Raw genomic sequence first — 23,117 nt, 5'->3', positions numbered from 1 at the left:
TTAAAACCGCGCCGATGCCCGCTCCGCCGGGGTCTCGACCCGGGCGCCCGCGGCGGTCGTTCCGTGACACTGTGCGACACGAAATCGCCGGGGATCGGGGGTGATCCCCGGCGAATCGGCCGCGACGAAACACTACCCTTTTGACCCTCCTTTCGGTAACACTCGGTATAATGGGCCGACGCAAGAAGATCGTTCAGGAATGTGAGCGGCTGATGGACAACCCGGAGCACATCCGGAACATCGCCATCGCCGCCCACGTCGACCACGGGAAGACGACGCTGTCTGACAACCTGCTGGCGGGCGCCGGGATGATCTCCGAGGACACCGCGGGCGAGCAGCTCGCGATGGACACGAAGGAGGACGAGCAGGAGCGCGGGATCACCATCGACGCGGCGAACGTCTCGATGACCCACGAGTACGAGGACACCAACCACCTCATCAACCTCATCGACACCCCGGGCCACGTGGACTTCGGGGGCGACGTCACTCGCGCGATGCGCGCGGTCGACGGCGCGCTGGTGGTCGTCGACGCCGTCGAGGGCGCGATGCCCCAGACGGAGACGGTGCTCCGACAGGCGCTCCGCGAGGGCGTGAAGCCGACGCTGTTCATCAACAAGGTCGACCGCCTCATCTCGGAGCTCCAGGAGGGGCCCCAGGAGATGCAAGAGCGGCTGATGTCGGTCATCGCCGACGTCAACGAGCTCATCCGCGGGATGGCCGAGAACATGGACGACATCCCCGAGGACTGGACCGTCTCCGTCGAGGACGGCACGGTCGGCTTCGGCTCCGCGCTGTACAAGTGGGGCGTCTCGATGCCCTCGATGCAGCGGACCGGCATGGACTTCGGCGACATCATGGAGCTCGAACAGAACGACAAGCGGCAGGAGCTCCACGAGCGGACGCCGCTGTCTGACGTCGTGCTCGACATGGTCTGCGAACACTTCCCGAACCCGGTCGACGCGCAGCCCCGCCGCGTCCCGCGCATCTGGCGCGGTGACCCGGACACCGAGCTGGCCGAGGGGATGCAGCTGGTCGACGAGGACGGCGACGTCGTCTTCATGGTTACCGACATCTCCATGGACCCGCACGCGGGCGAGATCGCGACTGGCCGCGTCTTCTCCGGCACGCTGGAGAAGGGCCAGGAGCTGTACGTCTCCGGCACGGCCGGGAAGAACCGCATCCAGAGCGTGGGGCTCTTCATGGGGTCCGAACGCGAGGAGGTGGACCGTGTCCCGGCGGGGAACATCGCGTCCGTCACCGGACTGCGTGACGCCATCGCCGGCTCCACCGTCTCCTCGGTTGAGATGACGCCGTTCGAGTCGATCGAACACATCTCCGAGCCGGTCATCACGAAGTCCGTCGAGGCGCAGAACATGGACGACCTGCCGAAGCTCATCGAGACGCTCCAGCAGGTCGCCAAGGAGGACCCGACGATCCAGATCGAGATCAACGAGGACACCGGCGAGCACCTGATCAGCGGGCAGGGTGAGCTCCACCTCGAAGTGATCACCCAGCGGATTCGCGACAACCAGGGCATCCCGGTCATCACCGGCGAACCGATCGTCGTGTTCCGCGAGCAGCCCCAGGAGTCCTCTCGCGAGGTCGAGGGGCAGTCGCCGAACCGCCACAACAAGTTCTACATCACCGTCGAGCCGATGGACCAGGAGATCGTCGACGCCATCCAGCTCGGCGAGGTCTCGATGGACATGCCCGAACTGGAGCGCCGCGAGGCGCTACAGGAGGCCGGCATGGACAAGGACACCTCCCAGAACGTCGAGGACATCCACCGGACCAACATCCTCATCGACGACACGAAGGGGATCCAGCACCTCAACGAGACGATGGAGCTCGTCTTGGAGGGGCTTCAGGAGGCGCTCGACGACGGTCCGCTGGCCGCCGAGCCGGTCCAGGGGTCGCTGTTCCGACTCCACGACGCGAAGCTCCACGAGGACACCATCCACCGCGGTCCGGCGCAGGTCATCCCGGCGGTCCGCGACGCGGTCCACCGCTCGCTGATCGACGGCGAGGTCCGCCTGCTCGAACCGATCCAGGACGTCCGGATCGACGTGCCCAGCGAACACATGGGCGCGGCCTCCGGCGAGATCCAGGGTCGTCGCGGCCGCGTCGACGACATGTACCAGGAGGGCGACCTCATGGTCGTCGAGGGCATCGCGCCCGTCGAGGAGATGATCGGGTTCTCCTCCGACATCCGCTCGGCCACCGAGGGCCGCGCCTCGTGGAACACCGAGAACGCGGGCTTCCGCGTCCTCGTCGATAATCTCCAGCGCGAGAAGATCATGGAGATCCGCGAGCGCAAGGGGATGAAGCTCGAACTGCCGCAGTCGATCGACTACTTCTAAGTCGACGACGCGGTCCGCGGTCTCTGCGGTCAACTTCTCTCTCGCGTCTTCCGCCTGAGAGCCCCGACGCCGTCGATCGCGGCAGACCTCCCCGAACCGTGCGCCGCGTTGACAGGCACGGAAGCGAGGCAACGCCTGCCAGCGCCGAAGGCTTATACCGGATCGTCCGACTCCGTTCGGGTATGCAGACGGGCACGACTCCCCCCCGGCGCACCGCGACGGAGCCACCGAGCGACCGCTCCACGTCGGGGACAGGAGCGCGTCCGCGGACGAGCGATCCGGACTCGACCGGCCGCGATGAAGCCGGGCGCGGCGCGGCGCCGGAGGTGGCGCAGTGAGCGACCGTCGCGACGGGGCGCCGGAGGCCGCGCTCGACGCGGAGGCGGGCGTCGACGAGCCCGACTCGGGAGCGTCGCCCGACGGCGGCCACGCCTCGACGGCGGTCTCGACGCACACGGTCCGGCTGGAGCTGGTCGACGAGCCCGGGCAGCTGCTCGCCGCGCTCCACCCGATCGCCGACAACGGCGGGAACCTCCTGTCGATCTACCACGAGCGCGGGAACAAGACGCCCCGCGGCCGGATCCCGGTCGAGGTCGACTTCGAGGCGACGCCGGACCGGTTCGAGGAGATTGTCGACGCGCTCCGTAGCGAGGGCGTGAACGTGATGCAGGCCGGCACGGAGCGGTACGCCGAGGAGGTGACGCTGCTCCTCTTCGGCCACCTTATCGACACCGACCTCTCCGACACGCTCTCGAGCATCGAGGCCTGCGAGTCGGCGTCGGTCGCCGACGTGTCGCTCGCGGCCCCGCAGGGCACCGAGGAGGTGTCGAGCGCGCGGCTCCGGCTCGAAGCCCGGGCCGGCGAGACGGACGCGGCGCTCGCCGCGGTCCGCGACCTCGCCGCGGAGAAGGACCTCCGCGTCGTTGAGCCACTCACGGGGGTGGAGGCGTGAGACTCGCCGTGATCGGTGCGGGCGCCGTCGGGCGCTCCGTCGTCGAGTTGGCGGGCGAACACGGCCACGAGGTCGTCGCGGTCGCCGACTCGTCGACCGCGGTCGTCGCGGACGGGACGGGCGGTTCCGGCGGAGAGGCCGTCGGCGTCGACCCCGACGCGGTCGTGGCGCGGAAGGCGGAACGGGGGATCGTCGGCGACGACGACCCGGCAGACGCGCTGGCGGCCGACTACGACGTCCTCGTGGAGGCGACGCCGACGACGCTCGGCGACGCCGAGCCGGGCTTCTCGCACGTGACGACCGCCTTAGAGCGCGACCGCCACGCGGTCCTCGCGAACAAGGGCCCCGTCGCGGAGCGGTACGGCGACCTGCGGGCGGCCGTCGGCGACAGCGACGGCCAGATCCGGTTCGAGGCGACCGTGGGTGGCGCGATCCCCGCAGTGTCGACCGTCGAGGACATCGAGCCCGGCCACGTCACGGCGGTCCGGGGCGTGCTCAACGGGACGGCGAACTTCATCCTGACGCGGATGGCCGCCGAGGGGCTGGACTACGACCACGTGCTCGCGGAGGCGCAGGACCTCGGCGTCGCGGAGGCGGACCCCTCCTTCGACGTGGACGGCACCGACGCGGCGCTGAAGTGCGTCATCCTCGCAAACGTGCTCTCGTTCGGCGCGGTCGACGACCCCGCCGACGCCCGGGAGTTCACGCTCGAAGACGCCGACGTCTCGGGGATCCGCGACGTGCCCGGCTCCGCGCTCCGCCTCGCGGCCGAGGACGGGCGGACGGTCCGGCTGATCGGCGAGGCGACGGGCGAGACCGTCCGCGTCGCGCCGCGGCTCGTCCCCGAGAACGGCACGCTCGCGGTCTCCGGCACCCAGAACATCGTCCAGATCGAGACCTCTCACGCCGGCCGGCTCAACATCTCCGGCCGCGGCGCAGGCGGCCCCGAGACCGCGAGCGCGGTCCTCGGCGACGTGGGCCGGCTGGAGTAGCCGACGCCCGACTCGCCCACCGACGGTCTCCGTGCGGCCGTGTGGCGTGCCCCGGGTTGTCGAGAATCGCAAGACGGCGGCACGATACTCTGTGGGCCGTATCGAAACCGTTTTAGTGGAATCAACCGAAACTTACTCACAGAGCGCCTTAGCGCGTGATTACCCCATGAGTGACAAACCGCACCAGAACCTGGCCATTATCGGCCACGTCGACCACGGCAAGAGTACGCTCGTGGGTCGCCTCCTCTTCGAGACGGGGAGCGTCCCCGAGCACGTAATCGAGCAGCACCGCGAGGAAGCCGAAGAGAAGGGCAAGGGCGGCTTCGAGTTCGCCTACGTGATGGACAACCTCGCCGAGGAGCGCGAGCGCGGCGTCACGATCGACATCGCCCACCAGGAGTTCGACACCGACGAGTACTACTTCACCATCGTCGACTGTCCGGGCCACCGTGACTTCGTGAAGAACATGATCACGGGCGCCTCGCAGGCCGACAACGCGGTGCTCGTCGTCGCGGCCGACGACGGCGTCGCGCCCCAGACCCGCGAGCACGTGTTCCTGGCCCGCACGCTCGGGATCAACGAGCTCATCATCGGCGTCAACAAGATGGACCTCGTCGACTACAGCGAGGACTCCTACAAGGAGGTCATCAGCGAGGTCGAGGACCTGCTCAACCAGGTCCGCTTCGCGACCGACGACACCACGTTCGTGCCGATCTCGGCCTTCGAGGGCGACAACGTCGCCGAAGCGTCCGAGAACACCTCGTGGTACGACGGCCCCACCCTGCTGGAGTCGCTCAACGACCTGCCGGAGGCCGAGCCGCCGACGGACGCGCCGCTCCGCCTGCCGATCCAGGACGTGTACACCATCTCCGGTATCGGGACCGTCCCCGTGGGACGCGTCGAGACCGGGATCCTCAACACCGGCGACAACGTCTCCTTCCAGCCGTCCGACGTGGGCGGCGAGGTGAAGACGGTCGAGATGCACCACGAAGAGGTGCCCAAGGCCGAGCCCGGCGACAACGTCGGATTCAACGTCCGCGGCATCGGCAAGGACGACATCCGCCGCGGCGACGTCTGTGGCCCGGCCGACGACCCGCCGAGCGTCGCCGAGACGTTCCAGGCCCAGGTCGTCGTCATGCAGCACCCGTCGGTCATCACGGCCGGCTACACCCCGGTCTTCCACGCCCACACGGCGCAGGTCGCCTGTACGATCGAGTCCATCGATCAGAAGATCGACCCCTCGTCCGGTGAGGTCGCCGAGGAGAACCCGGACTTCATCAAGTCCGGCGACGCGGCGGTCGTCACCGTGCGTCCCCAGAAGCCGCTCAGCATCGAGCCGTCCGGCGAGATTCCGGAACTCGGCAGCTTCGCCATCCGCGACATGGGTCAGACCATCGCGGCCGGCAAGGTGCTGGACGTCAACGAGCGATAATCGATGCAGCAGGCACGCGTCCGCCTCGCCGGCACGAGCCCCGAGGACCTCGACGACATCTGCGACGACGTCCGCGAGATCGCGGACTCGACGGGAGTCGCCCTGTCGGGCCCGATCCCGCTGCCGACGAAGACGCTCGAGATCCCGTCGCGCAAGTCCCCGGACGGTGAGGGGACGGCGACGTGGGAGCACTGGGAGATGCGCGTCCACAAGCGTCTGATCGACATCGACGCCGACGAACGCGCGCTCCGCCAGCTCATGCGCGTCCAAGTGCCGAACGACGTCAGCATCGAGATCGTTCTCGAAGACTGAGCGCTAGGGCGTTTCTCTTTCACCCCTTTCGTTTTTCACATCGCCTAGCCTCGGCGCCGTCGATCGCGGCCCGCGCCCACCGTCCGGTCCGGTTCCGGTCACCGTGCGTCGAGCAGGCCGACGCGTCCGGCGACGAGCCCGCAGAACGCCCCGGTCGCGTGCGCGATCACCGACGACGGCGACGAGCCCGAACAGGACCAGTTGGACTCGCGGCGAGAGGCGCAGGCGGTCGAACAGCGTCTCGCTCACGACGTTTCCCGCGAGGAGGTAGCCGCCGAGCGCGAACACCGCGCCGCTGATCCCCAACACGGCGACCGGCGGGCCGAGTAGGCTCCCGAGGGTCACCTGCGCGAGGCCCGCGAGCGCGCCCGTCGTGACCACGAACGCGTGGAAGCGGGCGCGGGTCGTCCGGCGCTCGACCAGGGGCCCGACGAGCAGCAGCGCGAGGGCGTTCGCCAGCAGGTGGCCGACGGAGCCGTGCGCGTACACGCTCGTGACGAGCGTCCAGGGAGCGACGGCGACGGGGGTCGACAGCGCGAACAGTCCGGCGAGGCCGACGACGCCGAGGAGGGCCTGCGCGGCGCCGACGAGGAGGGCGACGCCGAGCGTTTCGAGAGTGGCGCGCATCGGCCGGGCGTTGGGCCCGGGCGGTGAAAAGGCTGTGCGGCCCGGTCGCTCGCGGCCCGTCCGCGGTGCGGCTCAGATGACGTCGTCGGGGTCGTGGGCGCGGGCCATCCGCGTCGCCTCGGCGGCGTAGCGCTCGCGGTCGTCGGGGTCGTCGACGGCTCCGACGTTCGACGGCGCCGCGTCGACGGCGGCCGTGGTGTCGCGCACGTCCGTGAAGGAGGTGAGCGCGCGCTCCTTGCGGAAGTAGCGCTCGCCGTCCGGCGTCGCGTACGTGAGGATCACCATGTTCTGCTCGTCGTCGGAGTACGTGCGCTCGACGAGCCACATCCGCACGTCCTCGGTCGCAGCGCCGGCGTCTGCCTCGTTCGCGCTCATGCGTAGTTGTTCGATTCCCGCGAACAAACGTGTTGCGTCGCGCCGGGTCCGGCCCGCCCCGCCGGTTCGCCTCCGCGAACCGCCAGCGTTATGTTCTTTAGGGCGACCTAAATAATCGTATGAGACCGCGAACCGCCGCCGCTCGACTCCGCGAGCGCCTCTCCCGGCTCCGAGCGCGCGTCCCTCGGGGGTCGCTCGCGGTCGCGGGAACCGTCCTCGTCCTCGCGATCGGCGGCGCGGTGTTGACGCAGACCCTCGACCTCGCCGCCGTCGTCGACGCGGTCGCGACCGCGGACCCGGTCTACGTCGCCGCCGCGCTCGTCGCGTACCTGTCGTCGTGGCCCGTCCGCGGCCGGCGGTACGGCGACGTGCTCGGGCCGATGGGACACCGGTGTCGCACGGCGTTCCTCACGGCGACCGTGTTCGCGAGCCAGACCGCGAACCTGATCGTCCCCGCCCGGGCCGGCGACGGGGTGCGCGCGTACCTGCTGAACGACCGCCGTGAGGTCCCCTACGCTACCGGCGTCGCATCGCTGGCGGTCGAGCGCGCCTTCGACCTGATCGCGCTCGGCGCGCTCGGCGGCGCCGCGCTCGCCGTCCGCCTCGCCGGGGGGCGGGTCGTCGCGCCCGACGGCTCCGGTCGGGTGCTCGTCGTCGCCGGGGGCACTGCGATCGCGGCCGCGCTGCTCTCGGCGCTCACCGTCGTCGTCGCTCGGAGCGACCGGCAGTTCGGTCCGGCCCTCCGCGATCGCGCTGCGGGATCCCGGCTCGCCCGAGCCGTCGACGCGGCGGTCCGGTTCGGCGCCGCCGTCCGCGTCGTCGCCGCGGACGCGGGCGCGCTCGTTCGGGTGTCGCTCGCGAGCAGCGTCGTGTGGGCGCTCGACGTCGCGACCGCTGTTTTCGTCCTCGCGGCGCTCGTGGGCGGGTTCGGCGGGGCCGTCGATCCGGTCGCGCTCGCCGTCGTCGGGACGCTTGCCGTCTCGGCCGGGAACCTCGCGAAGGTGCTGCCGCTCTCGCAGGGCGGGATCGGGCTGTACGAGGCGGCGTTCACCGGGATCGTCGTCGCCGCGACGCCGATCTCCGCCGAAGTCGCGCTCGCCGCGGCGGCCCTCGACCACGCGCTGAAGAACGCCGTCACGCTCGCCGGCGGCGGCGCCGTCGCGGCCGCGTTCGACCTGTCGCCGACGCGCGCTCCCGACGAGTCGGAGCGGGAACCCGACGCGACCGCGACGCAGCCGACGACGGACCGCTAAACTTTTAGGCCAGCCTAAAAACTAACGCGTATGACGGCTACCGCCCCGAGCGGCGACGGCTCGGATATCTGCGTCATCGTTCCGACGATCAGAGAGTACGAGTGCCTCCGCGCGTACGTCGCCAACGCCCGCGAGCACGGGTTCGACGTCTCGCGGCTCCACTTCGTCCTCGTCACCGAGGACTTCTGCGAGACCGACGAGATGCGCGCGATGCTCGACGACCTCGACGTCTCCGGCGAGGTGTTCGACGGCAGCCGCCGCGAGGAGTGGTACGAGGCCAACGGCGTCGCGGAGTACGGCCACGTCGTCCCGGCGGCGAGCCACGCCGAGACGAGCTTCGGCCTGCTGTACATGTGGGCCGACGAGTCGTTCGACTACGGCGTCTTCATCGACGACGACACGCTCCCGCACGACGACGTCGACTACTTCGGTCGACACATGGCGAACCTCGCGTTCGGCGGCGAAATCGAGCGCGTGCGCTCCGACGAGGACTGGGTGAACGTCCTCTACGACAACGCCGACGAGCACGGCCTCTACCCGCGCGGCTACCCGTACTCGGCGATGGACGAGACCGTCGAGACCGACGCGGTCGACGTCGAGGCCGGTGAGGTTGTCGCCTCGCAGGGGCTGTGGACGAACGTCCCCGACCTCGACGCGGTCCGGATCCTGATGGACGGCGACCTGGAGGGCCAGGCGCAGACGCGGGCGACCGCCGACGACTTCGGCGACGACTTCGTCGCCGCGCGCGGCAACTACCTCACCGTCTGCTCGATGAACCTCGCGTTCCGCCGCGAGGTGATCCCGGCGTTCTACCAGCTGCCGATGGACGACAACGAGTGGGACGTGGGGCGGTTCGACGACATCTGGTCGGGGCTGTTCTTAAAGCGCGCCTGCGACGTGCTCGGCAAGCGCATCTACAACGGCGACCCGCTCTGTGAACACAACAAGGCCCCGCGCTCAACGTTCGACGACCTCTCGAACGAGGTGGCCGGGCTGGAGCTGAACGAGCACGTCTGGGAGGTCGTCGACGAGGCGGGCGCCGACGCCGACTCGTACGCGGCGGTCTTCGACGCGATGGCCGACGCGCTCGCCGAGGGCGACTTCGACGAGTGGAACAACGGCGCGTTCCTCAACCACTGCGGCGAGTACATGCGCGACTGGCTCGACTGCCTCGACGCGATCCGGCGGACGCCGGCGCCCGCGGACGACTGAACCGACACGACTAAAACCATTTAGGCAAGCCTAAAACACATGACGACCCACGAATCCGACGCACGAGACGGGCGCGACGTTCGACGGCGGAAGTTCCTCGCGGCGGCCGGCGCGGTCGGCGTCGCGGGGGTCGCCGGCTGTACGGGGAGCGACGATCAAGACGGCTCCGACGGCGGCGACGGCGGACCGGCGATCGGGCAGATCGGTTCCGGTCGCGCCGGGCGCGACGCCCCCGGCGGGACGCCGATGGCGGAGATGCCGGCGCTGGAGGGCGAACTCACCGTCTACTCCGGCCGCGGCGAGTTCCTCGTCGGCGACCTCGTCGGCTACATCGACGACCTGTACGACGACCTCGACCTGACCGTTCGGTACAACAGCTCGACCGACCACGTGAACGCGATCATCAACGAGGGCGAGGGGTCGCCGGCCGACGTGTTCTACTCGGTGAACGCTGGCTCGCTCGGCGCGCTCGCCGACGCGGGACGCACGCAGGCGCTCCCCGACGACGTGACCGGGAAGGTCCGCGGGGAGTTCCACACCGAGCAGTGGGTCGGCACCTCCGGGCGCGCCCGGACGGTCCCGTACAACACCGAGTCGGTCTCCGAAGACGGGCTCCCGGACGACATCATGGCGTACCCCGACGAGTTCGAGGGCGACCTCGGCTGGGCGCCGTCGTACGGTTCCGCGCAGGCGTTCGTCACCGCGATGCGGCTGCTGGAGGGCGAGGAGGCCACCCGCGAGTGGCTCGAAGCGATGGTCGAGCGCGGCGCCGCGACGTACCCGGACGAGTTCCGCGCGTGTCAGGAGATCGCCGACGGCGAGATCGACGCCGCGTTCACCAATCACTACTACATCCAGCGCGTGCTCGACGGGAACCCGGAGGCCCCGATCGCGACCTCCTTCACGCAGGGCGACGCGGGCGCGGTGTTCAACGTCGCGGGCGCCGCGGTCGTCGACACCGCGTCGAAAGCTGACCTCGCCGCGAACTTCGTTCGCCACCTGCTGTCGGCGGAGGCGCAGGACTACTTCGCGCGCTCCACCTTCGAGTACCCGCTGATTCCGGAGGTCGAGCCGATCGGCGACCTCCCGACGATCGACGAGCTCGACGTCCCGGACATCGACCTCTCGGAGCTGTCCAACCTCGAACCGACGATCGACCTCATGCGCGACGCCGGCGTCCAGATCTGAGCCGCCGCCTCACCGCCGCGTCGCGCCGCGCGCCCGTCACGCTCACAGCCTCACTCCACCGACCGTGTCAGTTCTCCCACCGTCGCTCCGTCCCCGCCGGCTCCTCGTCCACCTCCGCCAGCGACTCGAACGCGCCGACCGGGTGAGCCTCGCCGCGGCGCTCGTCGCCGTCGCCGCCGGCGCCCTGACGTTCGCGGTCGCCGTCACCGTCTTCTCGCACCACTCGGCGAACCACGACGAGGGCGTCTACCTCACGCAGGCCGCCCTCCTCCTCGACGGTCAGCTGGCGTTCCACGCCGGCTCGCTCGCCGATGCCGTCCACCCGTGGTTCTTCATCGAGGACGGCGGGCGGCTCTACCCGAAGTACAACCCCGTTCCCGCGGCGACGTTCGCCGTCTCGATGGCCCTGTTCGGCGAGCCGCGCGTGACTCTCGCGGTCGTCGCCGCCGGGAACGCCGCACTGGTGTACCTGCTCGGCTCCGCGGCCGTCGGTCGCCGGGCGGGCCTCGCCGCGGCCGTCCTCTTCGCCGCGTCGCCGATGGCGATCGCGACCTCCTCGGCGTTCCTTCCGTACGCGCCGACGACGCTCTTCAACCTAGTCTTCGCGGTCGCGTACCTCTGGAGCGTCCGGGACGAGTCCCTCAGGGCCGCGGGCGTCGCGGGCCTCGCGATCGGGGTCGCCTTCTTCGCGCGGCCGTACACGGCGGTGCTGTTCGCCGCCCCGTTCATCTGTCACGCGCTGTGGCGCGTCGCGTCGGCGACCCGGCGGTTCGGCGCCGAGTCCGCGGCGTCGACGACGCGCGCGTTGGTCGACGCCGGCGTCCGCGGGCTCCCCGACCCGGTCCGCCGCCACGGGCTGACGGCGCTGTTCGGTACCCTGTTCGTCGGCGTCACGCTCGCGTACAACGCCCGGATGACGGGGTCCCCGCTCGTGTTCCCGTACCAGGTGTTCGCGCCGATGGACGGCCCCGGCTTCGGCGAGCGCCGGATCCTCGGCCACTCGGTCGACTACACGCTCGGGCTGGCGCTGGAGTCGAACGGGTACGCGCTCCGGGAGATCGCGACCCGCTGGTTCGCCGCCGGCCCGCTCGGAACGCTCGCGGCGCTCGTCGGCGGCGCGGTCGCGCTCCGCGGGTGGCGCGCGACCGGCGATCCGCGCGGACTCCTCTACGACCGGGCGGCCGACGACGCGTCCGGTACGCCCGGCTTCCGACGGACAGCGACGGCGCTGCTCGTCGGCGTCGCCGTCTCTGTCGTCGTCGGGAACCTCTACTTCTGGGGGACGCACAACGCGCTCGCCGACCTCTCGGACCCGACCGACGGGCTCGCGTCGCTGTTCGGCCCGTTCTATCACTTCGACCTGCTCGTCCCGCTGTCGGTGTTCGGCGGGCTGGCCGTCGCCGCCGCCGCCCGGGCGCTGTCCGCGGCCCGCGACCGGCTCGTCTCCCGCGGCGCCTCGGGGACGGTCGCCCGCGTGGCGATCGCGGTCGTCGTCGCGAGCGCGGTCGTCGTCGCGGGCGTGGCCGCGGTCGACGCGGCCGCGGATCCGATCGAGCGGAACGCCGCGGTCGACGCGAAACACGAGGCCGCGTACGCGCCGTTCGACGAGACGACCTTCGAGGACGGGCTCGTCTTCGTGCCGACGCCGTACGGCGAGTGGCAGAACCATCCGTTCCAGTACCTCCGGAACGGGCCGGGGCTCGACGGCGAGGTCGTCTACGCGCTCGACCGCGACCCGGTCGAGAACTTCGCGGTGCTGGACGCGTACCCGGACCGCACCCTGTACCGCTACGGCTATCAGGGGGTCTGGACCGCGGATCCGGAGACCCGCGTCACGCCGAAGCTGGAGCCGCTCGACCGGCGCACTGGCGCTCGGGTCGACGCCGAGACGACCGTCGGCGTGCCGGACCGCGTCGCCCGCGCGCAGGTCCGCGTCGACCCGCGACGGGGCGCTCCGGGCGGTCCGGACCACGTCTCCTACACGGTGAGCGACCTCGGCGACTCGCTCGCGGTCGACTGGGTGGTGACGCCAGAGGGCGTCCGGTTGCCCGGCGCGGCGGCCGCGGGCGACCCCGAGGCGGGCGACCCCGTGCCGTTCGACCCCGAGGGCGACGCGGTCGCCGTGACCGTGACGCTCGTCGACCCCGCCGGCGCGACGTTCACCTACCGGCAGGAGGTGACGGTTCGGGTGACGGAGGGCAGCGAGGCGGGAGCCAGCGGCAAGCGCGTCGAGGTCGTCTGGCCGCCCGAGCGCTCGACCTGTCGGCTCGTCACGGCGTGCGGGACTGAGGGGACGTACCTCCCCGACGAGCCCGACGCCCACCCCGAGTGGGTCGTCTTCGAGACGGCCGCCGAGGCGAGCGACTAATACGTCGATATCTCACACGCAGTTGCTGGTGGATCGGTGGTGACAACCTCCAAAGCCCCAGCAGCTCGGTAATCGCTGATCGACGACTCCGCGGCGAACACCTCCAAAGCCCCAGCCGCGAGGCCGCGGTACGCTCGTTGCGCTCTTGGGTCGCTCCGCTCGCTGCGATGCTTACGTCGCCTACCGCGGCCTCGGGGCTATCCCTTTGAGTCCCGCCCCTCACAGCACCGCGCCTCACCCCTCCTCAGCCTCGTCGCTGGCACCCTCCGCTTCGCTCCGTGAGCCAGCGACTCCCTCGCGCGTGCGACTCACGCCCCGCCGGCGTTCGTCGGCACGCGCCGACCGCCGCGTCTGTTTATGTATGATCGGCGCTGTCGCTCAGGGTGGTAGAAACCGTCGCCGGCGGCGGTCCACTGTGCCCACAGCGTCCGTCCGGACCGCCGTACGGCGTCGCGTCGGGGGCGAAGCGCCCTCAGAAGCGCCGCAGTTGCTCTTCGAGGCAGACGGTGACGATCGACTTCGCGATGGCGGCGCCGCCGCCGATTGGGTCGAGCTTCGTGTCGCCGAGCCGCTCGGCGTAGGCGATCGGGCGCTCGCGCACGTCGTAGCCGCGCATCAGCGGGCGGATGAGGAGTTCCGCTGAGAGGCCGGTGTTCTCCGTCCAGCCGATCTCCTCGACCACCTCGCGACGGTACGCGCGCATCCCGGTCGTGGTGTCGTGGACGCGCTCACCCATGAGCAGGCTCGCGACCGCGGCGAACGCGTGGTTTCCGAAGCGGTTGAACGCCGGCATCGCCTCCGCGCCGTGGTAGAGCCGGTCGCCGCTTACCACGTCCGCGCCGTCGTTGACCTCGGCGAGGAACTCCGGCAGCGCCTCCATGGGGTAGGTGTCGTCGCAGTCGGTCGTGACGACCACCGGTCGGTCGGGGGTCAGGATCGCCTCGCGGACGGCGACGCCGTACCCCTGCGGCTCCTGTTCGATGACCCGAGCGCCGTGCTCGCGGGCGATCTCCGGAGTGCGGTCGTCGGATCCGTCGACGCAGACGACCTCCGCCCTCCCGTCCGTGACCTCGTCGATGTCATCGAGGACCGTCCCGATCGCCTCCGCCTCGTTGTACGTCCCCATCACGACGCTGAGGTCGTCGAAGGTGTATGCCCCGCCGTCCCCCCCGTTCGCCACGCTCTCGCCTTTCTCGTCCGCCGCGCTCTCGATCTCCTCGTCCGCCGAGCCTCCGCTCTCTTCCCCGACGGTCTCCGTCACGTCGACGGCGCTCGCAGATCCGTTCGTCGCGTGTGCTGAGTCGCTCATTACCCGGATCTCCGCTCGCACCTACTTGAGTTTTTAGGTTTACCTAAAATAATGTTCGACGGCAGTCAGGTCTGCGCCGAGAGGCGGGCTTCCACGTCGTCGGCGACGCGGAGCGCGAGCGCGGCGATGGTGAGGGTGGGGTTCATCGCGCCGCTCGTCGGGAAGACGGAGCTGGAGGCGATCCAGCAGTTGTCGAGGTCGTGGGTCCGGCAGTCGGCGTCGACGACTCCCCGGTCGGGGTCGTCGCTCATCCGCGTCGTGCCCATGTGGTGGTAGGCGGGCCCGGTCGCGTCCGGCCCGGCGACCCACTCCACGTCGGCGCCGAGCTCCTCCAAGATCGCGACCTGGATCTCGTTCGCCCGCTCGATCGTGTCGAGCGCGCGCTCGCCCACGCTCCACTCGACCCGCGGCGCCGGGTCCCCGTGATCGTCGGTGCGGTCGTCGGCGAGGGCGATCCGGCTGTCGGCCCGCGGGGCCTGCTCGACGAGCCCGCCCATGGCGACGTGATTCCCGTACCCCTCACGGAGCTGGTCGAGCAGCGGGTCGCCCCAGTCGTCGCCCGACAGGGCCGTCTCGACCGGCGAGGGGCCGGCGTAGTTGAAGAACTCCAGCTTGAACGGGGCCTGCGCCTCGTCGGCCTCGTCGTAGAACTGGTCGCAGGCGCTGGTGTAGAAGCCGACGTGGTTCTGTCTGGTCGGCTCGTCGAGGGTGCCGCCCGCCCCCGCGAACAGGTGGTCCATGAAGAACTCGCCGACGTGACCGCTCCCGTTCGCGAGCCCGTCGGGGTATCGGTCCGAGGCGGAGAGGAGCAGGAGCCGCGGCGTCTCCACGCCGCCCGCGGCGACGACGAAGGCGTCGGCTGTCTGCCTGTGTTCAGCCCCGTCAGGGGTCGCGTACACCGCCGCGGTCACCCTGTCGTCGCCGTCGTGCTCCAGCGACCGCACGGACGCCCGGTCGATGACGGTCGCGCCCCGCTCCTCGGCGCGCTCGACGTGGACCGTCGCGTCGTACTTCGCGCCGCTCGGACACACCGGCTGGCAGGTGCCGTAGCCGACGCAGGGGGACCGGTCGTCGTACGGCTCGGAGTTGCGCGCGTTCGGCACGGAGTGCATGGCGATCCCGAGCGACTCGCAGGCCTCGGCGAACAGCGAGTCGCTGTAGGAGGGCTCGAACGCCGGCATCGGGTGCGGCTCCTCGCGCGGCGGCGCGTAGGGGTTGTCCGACGCGCCCGCGACGCCCAGCTCGCGCTCGGCCTCGGCGTAGTAGGGGCGGAGGTCCTCGTAGTCGATCGGCCAGTCCGGCCCGACGCCCCGCGCCGTGCCGGAGTTGAAATCGTCCTCGTGGAGCCGCATCACCATCCCCTGCCAGTGGAGCGTCGACCCGCCGACGCCCTTCACGCGGGCGTGGTTGAGCGGGTACGGGCGGTCGCCGGCGGTCTCGTGGGCGTCGCGCTCGCCGCCCACGTCCCAGACGTCCGGCCGGTCGTAGAACGGGCGGATCGCGCGCTCCTGTCTCGCGAGCCGGTCGGCGGGGTCGAATCGCGGGCCCGCGTCGAGCACGACGACCTCCCGGTCGCCCGCCAGCCGGTCGGCGACGAGCGCTCCCGCGGGGCCGGCGCCGACGACGCAGACGTCCGTGTCCGGCACGGGCGTGCGGTCGACGTCGCCGCGGGCCCGGTCGCCGGTCTGCCGGTAACGAGCGTCCCGTCCGCCGCTCGCGTCCTCCGCGCCGCTCATCGGGGCCCCTGCCGGTAGCTCTCCGCGCCGCCCGCGTGCCCCTGCGGGTTCTCGATGCCGACGAGCTCCCCGCCCGTCGGCGAGGCGTACAGCGCGAGCAGCAGCTCGTTGACGACGTAGTACCGGACTCGCTCCGCGGTCGTTCCGTCCGGGTTCTCCTCGGCCACGTCCGCGCCCATCTCCCGGAGCAGATCGTCGCGGTCGGCGGGCGAGAGGTCGGCGACCGGCGCGCCGTACCACGACCGGGCGGCCGACTCGACCTCGGCGACCGCGGCTCGGATCCCCTCGGCGTGCGCCGACCCGTCGAGGCGGCCGTCGAGGAGGCCGTCGACGAACGCGTCGAGCCCGGAGACCGCCTCCGGGTAGACGGTCCGCGCGACCGCCGTCATCGCCTCGCGGACCGCCTCGTCGCCGGGGGTGCCGTCGCCGTCCCGCGCGGGCTCCGCCTCGGCGCCTCCCCGACCGCCGTCGCCGGTCGCCCGACGGACACCAAGCGCGACGCCGCCGGTCGCGCCGATCGCGGCCAGCGCGGCCGCCGCGTCGCGTCGCGTCATTTCCATGGAATATTTTAGGCAGCCCTAAATTAATATATCCGTCGGAGCGCGCTCGACGCGCGATCGGAACCCCTAACGCCGGCCGCGACCACGCTCGGACAGAGACTCTGCCCCGTACAATGACCCTGCGAAACCGGCTCCGCGACCGCTTGACCGACGGCGACGACAGGCTGCCGATCGGGCTCACGCTGCTGTGCGCGGCGATCGCCGCCACGCTCGTGTTCCCGCTGGCGTGGCTCGTCATCGAGGCGATCGCCGTCGACCGCGGGCGCGCGACGGACCTCCTCTTCAGCGCCGGCACCGCGGAGGTCCTCGTCAACAGCCTCCTCCTGATGGCGGGCGTCACCGGTCTCTCGGTCGCGATCGGCGTGCCGCTCGCGTACCTCACCGCCCGGACCGACCTCCCCTTCCGTCGCTTCTGGTCGGTCGCGGCCGCCCTTCCGCTCGTCGTCCCGAGCTACGTGGGAGCCTTCTCGTTCGTCTCCGCGTTCGGTCCGCAGGGCGAGTTCCACGAGGTCCTCGCGCCGCTCGGCGTCCAGCGCGTCCCCGAGATCGGCGGCCTCTCCGGGTCGATCCTCGTCATCACGCTGTACACCTACCCGTACGTCTACCTGACGACCCGGGCCGCGCTGCTGTCGTTCGACACGACGCTGCTGGAGGCCGCCCGGACGCTGAACCACGGGCGGCTCGCGGCGTTCCGCCGCGTGACCCTCCCGACTATTCGGCCGGCGATCGCCGCCGGGTCGCTGCTCGCCGCGCTGTACGCGGTCTCGGACTTCGGGACGCCGTCGATCATGCGGCTCCCGGTGTTCACCCGCCAGATCTACGTCGAGTACAACGCGTTCGGACGCGACTACGCGGCGCTGCTGTCGCTCCAGCTGCTCGTCGTGGTGGTCCTCGTGCTCGCGCTGGAGTGGGCCGTCCGCTCGGACCGCGACACGAGCGGCGACGACGCGGGCCGCACCGACGACCGGGTGTCGCTCGGGTGGCTGCGGTGGCCGGCGACGCTGCTCCCGGCCGGCGTTTCCGCGTTTGCGCTCTTGGTCCCGCTGTGGATCCTCGGGCTGTGGCTCGTTCGCTCGGAGGCCGGCCGCCGCCCCTCGCTCGCGTTCGAGCCGATACAGGTGCTCAACTCGGTGTCCGTCTCGGCGGCCGCGGCGGTCGTCGCCGCGTTGGCCGCCCTCCCGATCGCGTACTTCGCCGCGAACCACGACTCGCCGCTCGCGGTCGTCTTCGAGCGCGCGACGTACGTCGGGTTCGCGGTGCCGGGCATCGTGTTGGCGCTCGCGCTGGTGTACTTCGGCTCCGGCTACGTCCCGTGGCTCTACCAGACGCTCCCCCTGCTGGTGTTCGCCTACGTCGTCCGCTTCCTCCCCCAGGCGGTCGGCTCGGCCCGCACGTCGATCCTCCAGGTCGACCCGCGGCTCGTCGAGGCCGGGCGGACGCTCGGGGAGTCGCCGACCGGCGCGTTCAAGCGCGTCACGTTCCCGCTCACGCGCTCGGGGATCGTCGCCGGGGCCGCGCTCGTGTTCCTCACGACGATGAAGGAGCTACCGGTCACGCTGGTGCTCCGCCCCACGGGGTTCGACACGATCGTCACGCAGATCTGGCGCGCACAGTCGACCGCGCTCTACCAGTACGCCGTGGTGCCGACGCTCATCCTCCTCCTCATCTCCGGGCTCTCGATGGTCGTCCTCCTCACGCAGGAGGGCGGCGAAGAAGGGCTGTGAGGGTCGCGGTCACCGTCCTCGGATGTGGCGGTCCACGCCGGGTCGCCGCCACCAGATGCGGCGGTCGCCGCCGCTCCCGTCGGTCCGAGAGACCGGTCGCTCTCGATAGTGTTGAAAGAAACTAACAATACCGCGGCCGTGGACTGGAGAAAAACGGGTCAGTCCGCGGCAGACGTCTGCTGTTGACGCGTCACGCGGAGCGAGCTGATCGTCGTGTAGAGGACCGCGAAGGCGACGACGACCGCCGCGCCGATGGTAAGCACCAGTCCGAGCAGTTCGAGCGTCGAGCTGCCGATGTACGAGCCCACTTCGCCGATGCCCACGGCGAGGGCGCCGACGAGCAGCATCCCGCCGAAGTACACCTTGATCTCATCGGAGTCGACGACGGCGGTCGCGGCGGAGCCGACGCGCGCGCCGAGCGCGCTCCCGAACAGCAGCGGGGCGACGATGCCGAGGCTCACGCCGCCGTCCTGTCCGTAGAGGTAGCTCCCGAGCCCGCCGGAGAAGACGATCTCGAAGAGGTCGGTCCCGACGGCGACGGGCACCGGGACGCCGATCGCGTAGATCATCGCGGGCATCCGGATGAAGCCGCCGCCTACGCCGAGGAACCCGGACAGGACGCCGGTCGAGAAGGCGACGGCCGTGATGACCCACACGGAGACGGTGACGTCGCCGCGGAGCGTCACCATCGGCGGGATCCGAACGGTCCGTTGGATCTTCTTGGCGACGTCGGGGATCTCGTACTCGTCGAGGTCCTTGTCGGCGGCCTCGTGGTCGACGCCGCCGTCGTCGTCGCCCTTGAGGGCGTCGCGCGTGACCATCGCGCCGACGCCGCCGAGCAGGACAACGTAGGCGACGCTGATGACGCCGCCGGCGAGCCCCATCGATTCGAGGTAGTAGACGCTGGCGCGCCCGGCCTCGATGCCGATGGTCGTCCCGGTGATCATGATCACCCCGAGCTTGTAGTCCACCTGCCCGAGGTCGTGGTGTTTCAGCGTCGCGATGACGGCCGTTCCGAAGACGAACGCCATCCCGCTCCCGACGGCGACGGAGGCCGGGTAGTCTAGCATTAGGAGGGCCGGGGTGACGAGGAACGACCCGCCCATGCCGAAGAACCCGAACAGCACCCCGACGACGAGGCCGAACCCGACGAACAGCGCCAACATCTCGGGGCTCGTCTCGAAGATGCCGAGGCCGCCGAGGAAGTTACCGAGCACTGGCGTCACCCCCGACTAAGAGCCGCATCAGATAGGGCCCGACGAGCCGTTCGAGGCCGCCGTACCCCACGTACAACACGAACGCTTCCAGGAGAATCGTGCCGATGAGTAGGACCGTCTCTGGGTCCCACGAGGGTATCTCTAGTCCAGCCATCTATTCGTCCTCCGGCTTCCGAACGCGGAAATTCGGTCTTGGCACATTTCTGCTCGGTGTCCACTATCCGCTTCGTGCCTATAACGGTTTTGGGCTTGATGTACAATACTATATCCCGGTAACCTCGGCGGGAGTACCGATAACTTACAGAGATAATACGGCGCCTCCGTCGGCCCGAGCGCCGGCTACGCGCTCGCGCTCGCTGAAGTATCAAACGACGAACAAAATCGTGTTGTCGCCGCCCGCCGAAGGGATCGACATGAGGGCCCTGTGCGCAACCGACCTGTCGGCCGCCAGCGAGGCGACGATCGAGAACGAGACCTGCCTCGGCTGCCTGGACCGAATCGGCGTCCGGACGGTCCACCTCGTCACGGTCGTCTCGGCGAACGTCCACCCCGGCATGCCCGGCGTCGACTTCGAGGAGCGCCGGCGGCGGGGGCTCGACAGGTACCGCGAGGTGATCGAGGCCGCGGGGTTCGACGTCGAGACGCACGTCGTTCGCGGGACCCCGTACCGCCGCCTCAACGGCATCGCGGAGACCGTTCACGCCGACCTGACGATCGTGGGTTCGCGCGGACAGAGCCCGCTGGAGAACCGGGTCGTCGGCTCGACCGCCCGCAACCTCGCCCGGACCACCGTCGTCCCGCTGCTGGTCAACCGCGTCGAGCGGGCGGCCGACGACCCCGATGTCCTCCGCGAACACCTCTTCCGGCACGTCCTCTTCGCGACAGACTTCTCTGAGCACGCCGACCGGGCGTTCGACGCCTTCTCGTACCTCCGTCGCGCGACCGAGGAGGCGACGCTCGTCCACGTCCGGTCGCCGAAGGACGACGGGCCGGACGCCGGCGGCGGTCCCGCGGAGCGGCTGGCAGAGCGGGCGAGCACGCTGGAGGGCTGGGGGATCGAGACGCGGACCGAGGTCCGCCGCGGCGACCCCGCCGAGGAGATCCTCGCCGTCGAGGCCGAGGTCACTCCGTCGACGGTCCTCGTCGGGTCGAAGGGGCGGAGCCGGATCCGGCGGCTCCTGCTGGGCAGCGTCTCGGAGGAGATCGTCACGCGGGCGACGGGCAACGTCTTCCTCGTCCCGCCGCCTCGGGCGGTTTAAGCGTAGGCGACGCCGCGGCGCGCGCCAATCACAAGACGAGCGCGGCGGCCGCGTACGCGAGCGCGAACGAGAGGCCGAACGAGCCGGCCCACGCCCCCACGGTCGTGAGGATCTTCTCCGCGTCGACGGCCTCCCGACCGCCGACGGCCGCGCCGCTCCCGATGATCGCGCTCACGACGATCTCGTTGAACGAGACCGGCACGCCGAGCAGCACGGCCAGCTGCGCGATCAGGAACGACGGGACGAGCGCCGAGATGGAGCGGCGCGGCCCGAGCGAGGAGTAGTCCTGCGCCAGCGACTTTATCATCCGGGGCGCGCCGGTCCACGAGCCGACCAGCATCCCGAGCCCGCCGCCGACGAGGACGGCGGTGGCCGACACCATTCCCACCTCGTCGAGCAGTGGTAGGAGCGGTCCGACCGCGAGCCCGACCTGACTCCCGCCCGCGGAGAACGCGACGAGCGACCCGAGCGCGAGCAGCACGCGCCGCAGCCCGCCCTGCTCGTCGCGGCTCACGTCCCACCAGACGACGGCCGCGACGGCCAGCGCCGCGAGGCCGGTGATCGCGACCGCCGACGCGGTCCCGTCGAGCGACAGGGTCCGCTGTCCGAGACCGCGGACGGTCCCGGGCGCGGTCCCCTTGCCGAGGAAACTGAACCGGACGTTCACGAGGACGCTCCCGACCAGCCCGGCGAGGACCGGGACGCTGTACCGCTCGGGCGCGCCGGGTCGCGGGAGGACGCTGGCGATGGCGAACGCGATGCCGCCGCCGATGAACGGCGTCAGGAGCCAGACGGCGCCGATCTGTTGGTACTTTGCCCAGACCGGCGTCCCGCCGAGCGCGAGCCCGACGCCGATGACGGCGCCGGTCACGGTGAACGCGGTCGCGATCGGAATCCCGGTGGTGATGCCCACCGCCATCAGCCCTGCGCCCAGCACGAGCACGAGGATGACGCCGGCGACGGGCAGGCTGATCCCGCCAACGAGGCCGCTCCCGACGGCCTCAGAGACGTTCCCGCCCTGCGTGACGGCGCCGGCAAAGCCGAAGACGCCGACCAGCAGGGCCGCGCGCATCGTTCCGATGGCGTTCGCGCCGACGGCGGGCGCGAACGGGGTCGCGCCGCTCGACCCGGCGCCGATCACCCACGCCATGAACAGGCTCGCGAGCGCCGCGCCGACGGAGAGGGCGATGAGAGCGGGGTCCATGGAGCCGGTGCGTTAGTCCGCGCCCGCCGCGGCGGCGTCGCGGGCTCCGCTCCGGCTCCGCCAGTACCCCTGCGCGTACGCGCCGACGAACATTCCGCCGAGCGCCCAGAGGATGGTGACGTTACCGACCCCGAGGCTCGCGTACGCCGCGCCCGGACAGATGCCAGAGAGCCCCCAGCCGACGCCGAAGACGGCGCCGCCGACGAGGACGTTCCGGTCGAACGGCTTCAGCCGGCGCTCGTAGGGAGCGCCGGTGAGCGGCGCGGCGTCGCGGATGCGCGGCAGCAGCGCGAACGCGATCCCGGAGACGATTGCGGCCCCGAACATGACGAACGGGAGGCCGAGGTCCTCGAATGTGAGGAAGTTCAGCACGACCTCCGGCCGCGCCATGTGGCTGAACCCGAGTCCGAACCCGAAGATCAGGCCGCCGACGAAGATCAGCGGCTTGAACAGCGGATGTCGATCCGCCATCTACGGACTCACCCCCAGCGCGGCGACGACCTGGGCGGTCCCGATCGCCACGGCGAGGAACGTCGCGACGCCGACCAGCGACGTCTTCGACGCCGATCCGACGCCGCAGACCCCGTGGCCGGACGTACACCCCTTCCCGATGCGGGTGCCGATCCCGACGAGGATCCCGCCGAAGAACAGCCGCCACGGCTGGACGTCGGTCGCCCAGAGCGTCACGCCGGCGACCTCGTACAGCGTGCCGGTCGTCCCGGGCTCGTAGAGCGGGCTCGTGACTAGCCCCGACTGGAACGTCGCGGCGAACGCGAGCCCGCCGAGGATGATGCCGGCGGTGAACACGAGCCGCCAGTCCCGCGATCCGACGTACCGCCGGAACCGGGACTGGCCGGAGACGTACGACAGCGTCGACTCCAGGAACGTGCTCGCCCCGGCCGGGATACCCGTTCCGACGTAGATGACGACGGTCCCGAGACCGACGAGCAGTCCGCCGACGGCGTACCGGCTGACCCCGTTCGGGAACAGCTCGGCGACCGCCTGCAGCAGTACTGGGTCAGCGACCATCGGCGTCG

The 23,117-nt window shown here is 70.8% G+C and carries 21 protein-coding genes and 1 pseudogene; 12 read left to right on the top strand and 10 right to left on the bottom strand.

All coding sequences use genetic code 11. From position 1 onward, the window contains the following. The first annotated feature begins 170 nt into the window (after positions 1 to 170). The 6 genes from Z052_RS07595 to rpsJ all read left to right on the top strand — a co-directional run bounded on the left by Z052_RS07595 (position 171) and on the right by rpsJ (position 6,048). On the top strand, positions 171 to 2,360 hold the full coding sequence (locus Z052_RS07595) for an elongation factor EF-2 (protein ID WP_049932262.1): 2,190 nt from the start codon (positions 171 to 173) through the stop codon (positions 2,358 to 2,360). A gap of 182 nt (positions 2,361 to 2,542) precedes the next feature. Beyond that, positions 2,543 to 2,698 (top strand): hypothetical protein, encoded by a 156-nt coding sequence (locus tag Z052_RS20180; RefSeq protein WP_158228674.1) that lies wholly within the window; start codon positions 2,543 to 2,545, stop codon positions 2,696 to 2,698. Next, positions 2,695 to 3,312: an amino acid-binding protein gene (locus tag Z052_RS07590; protein WP_049932264.1), complete on the top strand. Its 618-nt coding sequence runs from the start codon at positions 2,695 to 2,697 to the stop codon at positions 3,310 to 3,312. The genes Z052_RS20180 and Z052_RS07590 overlap by 4 nt, the downstream gene beginning before the upstream one ends. Continuing rightward, the gene (locus tag Z052_RS07585; protein WP_094520560.1) at positions 3,309 to 4,304 is read left to right on the top strand and encodes a homoserine dehydrogenase; all 996 of its coding nucleotides are present in this window, start codon (positions 3,309 to 3,311) and stop codon (positions 4,302 to 4,304) included. Before Z052_RS07590 ends, Z052_RS07585 begins: the two co-directional genes overlap by 4 nt. Positions 4,305 to 4,470: 166 nt before the next feature. Beyond that, positions 4,471 to 5,736 carry a translation elongation factor EF-1 subunit alpha gene (gene tuf, locus Z052_RS07580; protein ID WP_049932267.1) on the top strand — a complete coding sequence of 422 codons (1,266 nt, stop codon included), beginning with the start codon at positions 4,471 to 4,473 and terminating at the stop codon, positions 5,734 to 5,736. A gap of 3 nt (positions 5,737 to 5,739) precedes the next feature. After that, a complete protein-coding gene (gene rpsJ, locus Z052_RS07575) occupies positions 5,740 to 6,048 on the top strand; it encodes a 30S ribosomal protein S10 (RefSeq protein ID WP_004048854.1) in 309 nt (102 codons plus the stop codon). Positions 6,049 to 6,146: 98 nt separating this feature from the next. Here rpsJ and Z052_RS07570 read toward each other — a convergent pair. Both Z052_RS07570 and Z052_RS07565 read right to left on the bottom strand, forming a co-directional pair. Next, positions 6,147 to 6,675, bottom strand: a pseudogene (locus Z052_RS07570) (rhomboid family intramembrane serine protease). A 72-nt stretch (positions 6,676 to 6,747) separates the two neighbouring features. Next, positions 6,748 to 7,050, bottom strand: a complete 303-nt coding sequence (locus Z052_RS07565; protein ID WP_094520559.1) for a hypothetical protein — start codon at positions 7,048 to 7,050, stop codon at positions 6,748 to 6,750. A gap of 119 nt (positions 7,051 to 7,169) precedes the next feature. On the opposite strand from Z052_RS07565, the gene Z052_RS07560 reads away from it, so the two are divergent. The 4 genes from Z052_RS07560 to Z052_RS07545 all read left to right on the top strand — a co-directional run bounded on the left by Z052_RS07560 (position 7,170) and on the right by Z052_RS07545 (position 13,071). Continuing rightward, positions 7,170 to 8,303: a lysylphosphatidylglycerol synthase transmembrane domain-containing protein gene (locus Z052_RS07560; RefSeq protein WP_094520558.1), complete on the top strand. Its 1,134-nt coding sequence runs from the start codon at positions 7,170 to 7,172 to the stop codon at positions 8,301 to 8,303. A gap of 30 nt (positions 8,304 to 8,333) precedes the next feature. Then, entirely contained in the window at positions 8,334 to 9,515 is a 1,182-nt protein-coding gene (locus Z052_RS07555) for an alpha-1 4-glucan-protein synthase (RefSeq protein WP_094579936.1), read from the top strand. A gap of 39 nt (positions 9,516 to 9,554) precedes the next feature. Next, the gene (locus Z052_RS07550; RefSeq protein ID WP_094579935.1) at positions 9,555 to 10,703 is read left to right on the top strand and encodes an extracellular solute-binding protein; all 1,149 of its coding nucleotides are present in this window, start codon (positions 9,555 to 9,557) and stop codon (positions 10,701 to 10,703) included. Positions 10,704 to 10,767: 64 nt separating this feature from the next. After that, complete coding sequence (locus tag Z052_RS07545; RefSeq protein WP_094520557.1) at positions 10,768 to 13,071, top strand: glycosyltransferase family 39 protein; 2,304 nt, start codon at positions 10,768 to 10,770, stop codon at positions 13,069 to 13,071. A gap of 472 nt (positions 13,072 to 13,543) precedes the next feature. On the opposite strand, the gene Z052_RS07540 is transcribed toward Z052_RS07545, so the two are convergent. From Z052_RS07540 to Z052_RS07530, 3 genes are all read right to left on the bottom strand, one after another. Next, on the bottom strand, positions 13,544 to 14,197 hold the full coding sequence (locus Z052_RS07540) for a dolichyl-phosphate hexose transferase (RefSeq protein WP_233125185.1): 654 nt from the start codon (positions 14,195 to 14,197) through the stop codon (positions 13,544 to 13,546). Between the two features lie 248 nt (positions 14,198 to 14,445). After that, positions 14,446 to 16,116 carry a GMC family oxidoreductase gene (locus Z052_RS07535; RefSeq protein WP_094495588.1) on the bottom strand — a complete coding sequence of 557 codons (1,671 nt, stop codon included), beginning with the start codon at positions 16,114 to 16,116 and terminating at the stop codon, positions 14,446 to 14,448. Beyond that, positions 16,113 to 16,676 carry a gluconate 2-dehydrogenase subunit 3 family protein gene (locus Z052_RS07530; RefSeq protein WP_094520555.1) on the bottom strand — a complete coding sequence of 188 codons (564 nt, stop codon included), beginning with the start codon at positions 16,674 to 16,676 and terminating at the stop codon, positions 16,113 to 16,115. Before Z052_RS07530 ends, Z052_RS07535 begins: the two co-directional genes overlap by 4 nt. 113 nt (positions 16,677 to 16,789) lie before the next feature. On the opposite strand from Z052_RS07530, the gene Z052_RS07525 reads away from it, so the two are divergent. Next, a complete protein-coding gene (locus tag Z052_RS07525; protein ID WP_049932282.1) occupies positions 16,790 to 18,400 on the top strand; it encodes an iron ABC transporter permease in 1,611 nt (536 codons plus the stop codon). Between the two features lie 158 nt (positions 18,401 to 18,558). On the opposite strand, the gene Z052_RS07520 is transcribed toward Z052_RS07525, so the two are convergent. After that, on the bottom strand, positions 18,559 to 19,617 hold the full coding sequence (locus Z052_RS07520) for a sulfite exporter TauE/SafE family protein (protein ID WP_394334817.1): 1,059 nt from the start codon (positions 19,615 to 19,617) through the stop codon (positions 18,559 to 18,561). Beyond that, a complete protein-coding gene (locus Z052_RS20465) occupies positions 19,607 to 19,771 on the bottom strand; it encodes a hypothetical protein (protein WP_167373091.1) in 165 nt (54 codons plus the stop codon). The genes Z052_RS07520 and Z052_RS20465 overlap by 11 nt, the downstream gene beginning before the upstream one ends. A 259-nt stretch (positions 19,772 to 20,030) precedes the next feature. Here Z052_RS20465 and Z052_RS07515 point away from each other — a divergent pair, with 259 nt between their 5' ends. Next, on the top strand, positions 20,031 to 20,876 hold the full coding sequence (locus Z052_RS07515) for a universal stress protein (RefSeq protein WP_049932286.1): 846 nt from the start codon (positions 20,031 to 20,033) through the stop codon (positions 20,874 to 20,876). A gap of 28 nt (positions 20,877 to 20,904) precedes the next feature. Here Z052_RS07515 and Z052_RS07510 read toward each other — a convergent pair whose 3' ends face one another. The 3 genes from Z052_RS07510 to Z052_RS07500 are packed head-to-tail and all read right to left on the bottom strand — an operon-like array spanning position 20,905 to position 23,109. Further along, positions 20,905 to 22,080, bottom strand: coding sequence for an inorganic phosphate transporter (locus tag Z052_RS07510; RefSeq protein ID WP_094520554.1), 1,176 nt, complete (start codon positions 22,078 to 22,080; stop codon positions 20,905 to 20,907). Positions 22,081 to 22,092: 12 nt separating this feature from the next. After that, the gene (locus tag Z052_RS07505; RefSeq protein WP_049932289.1) at positions 22,093 to 22,551 is read right to left on the bottom strand and encodes a YeeE/YedE family protein; all 459 of its coding nucleotides are present in this window, start codon (positions 22,549 to 22,551) and stop codon (positions 22,093 to 22,095) included. Further along, positions 22,552 to 23,109 (bottom strand): YeeE/YedE family protein, encoded by a 558-nt coding sequence (locus tag Z052_RS07500; RefSeq protein ID WP_049932290.1) that lies wholly within the window; start codon positions 23,107 to 23,109, stop codon positions 22,552 to 22,554. Positions 23,110 to 23,117: the final 8 nt, after the last annotated feature.

It is taken from the genome of Halorubrum sp. C191 (assembly GCF_002727095.1).
GTDB classification, from domain to species: domain Archaea; phylum Halobacteriota; class Halobacteria; order Halobacteriales; family Haloferacaceae; genus Halorubrum; species Halorubrum ezzemoulense.
Note: the sequence above shows the minus strand (reverse complement) of the source record. Positions and strands in the feature narration are given on the sequence as shown.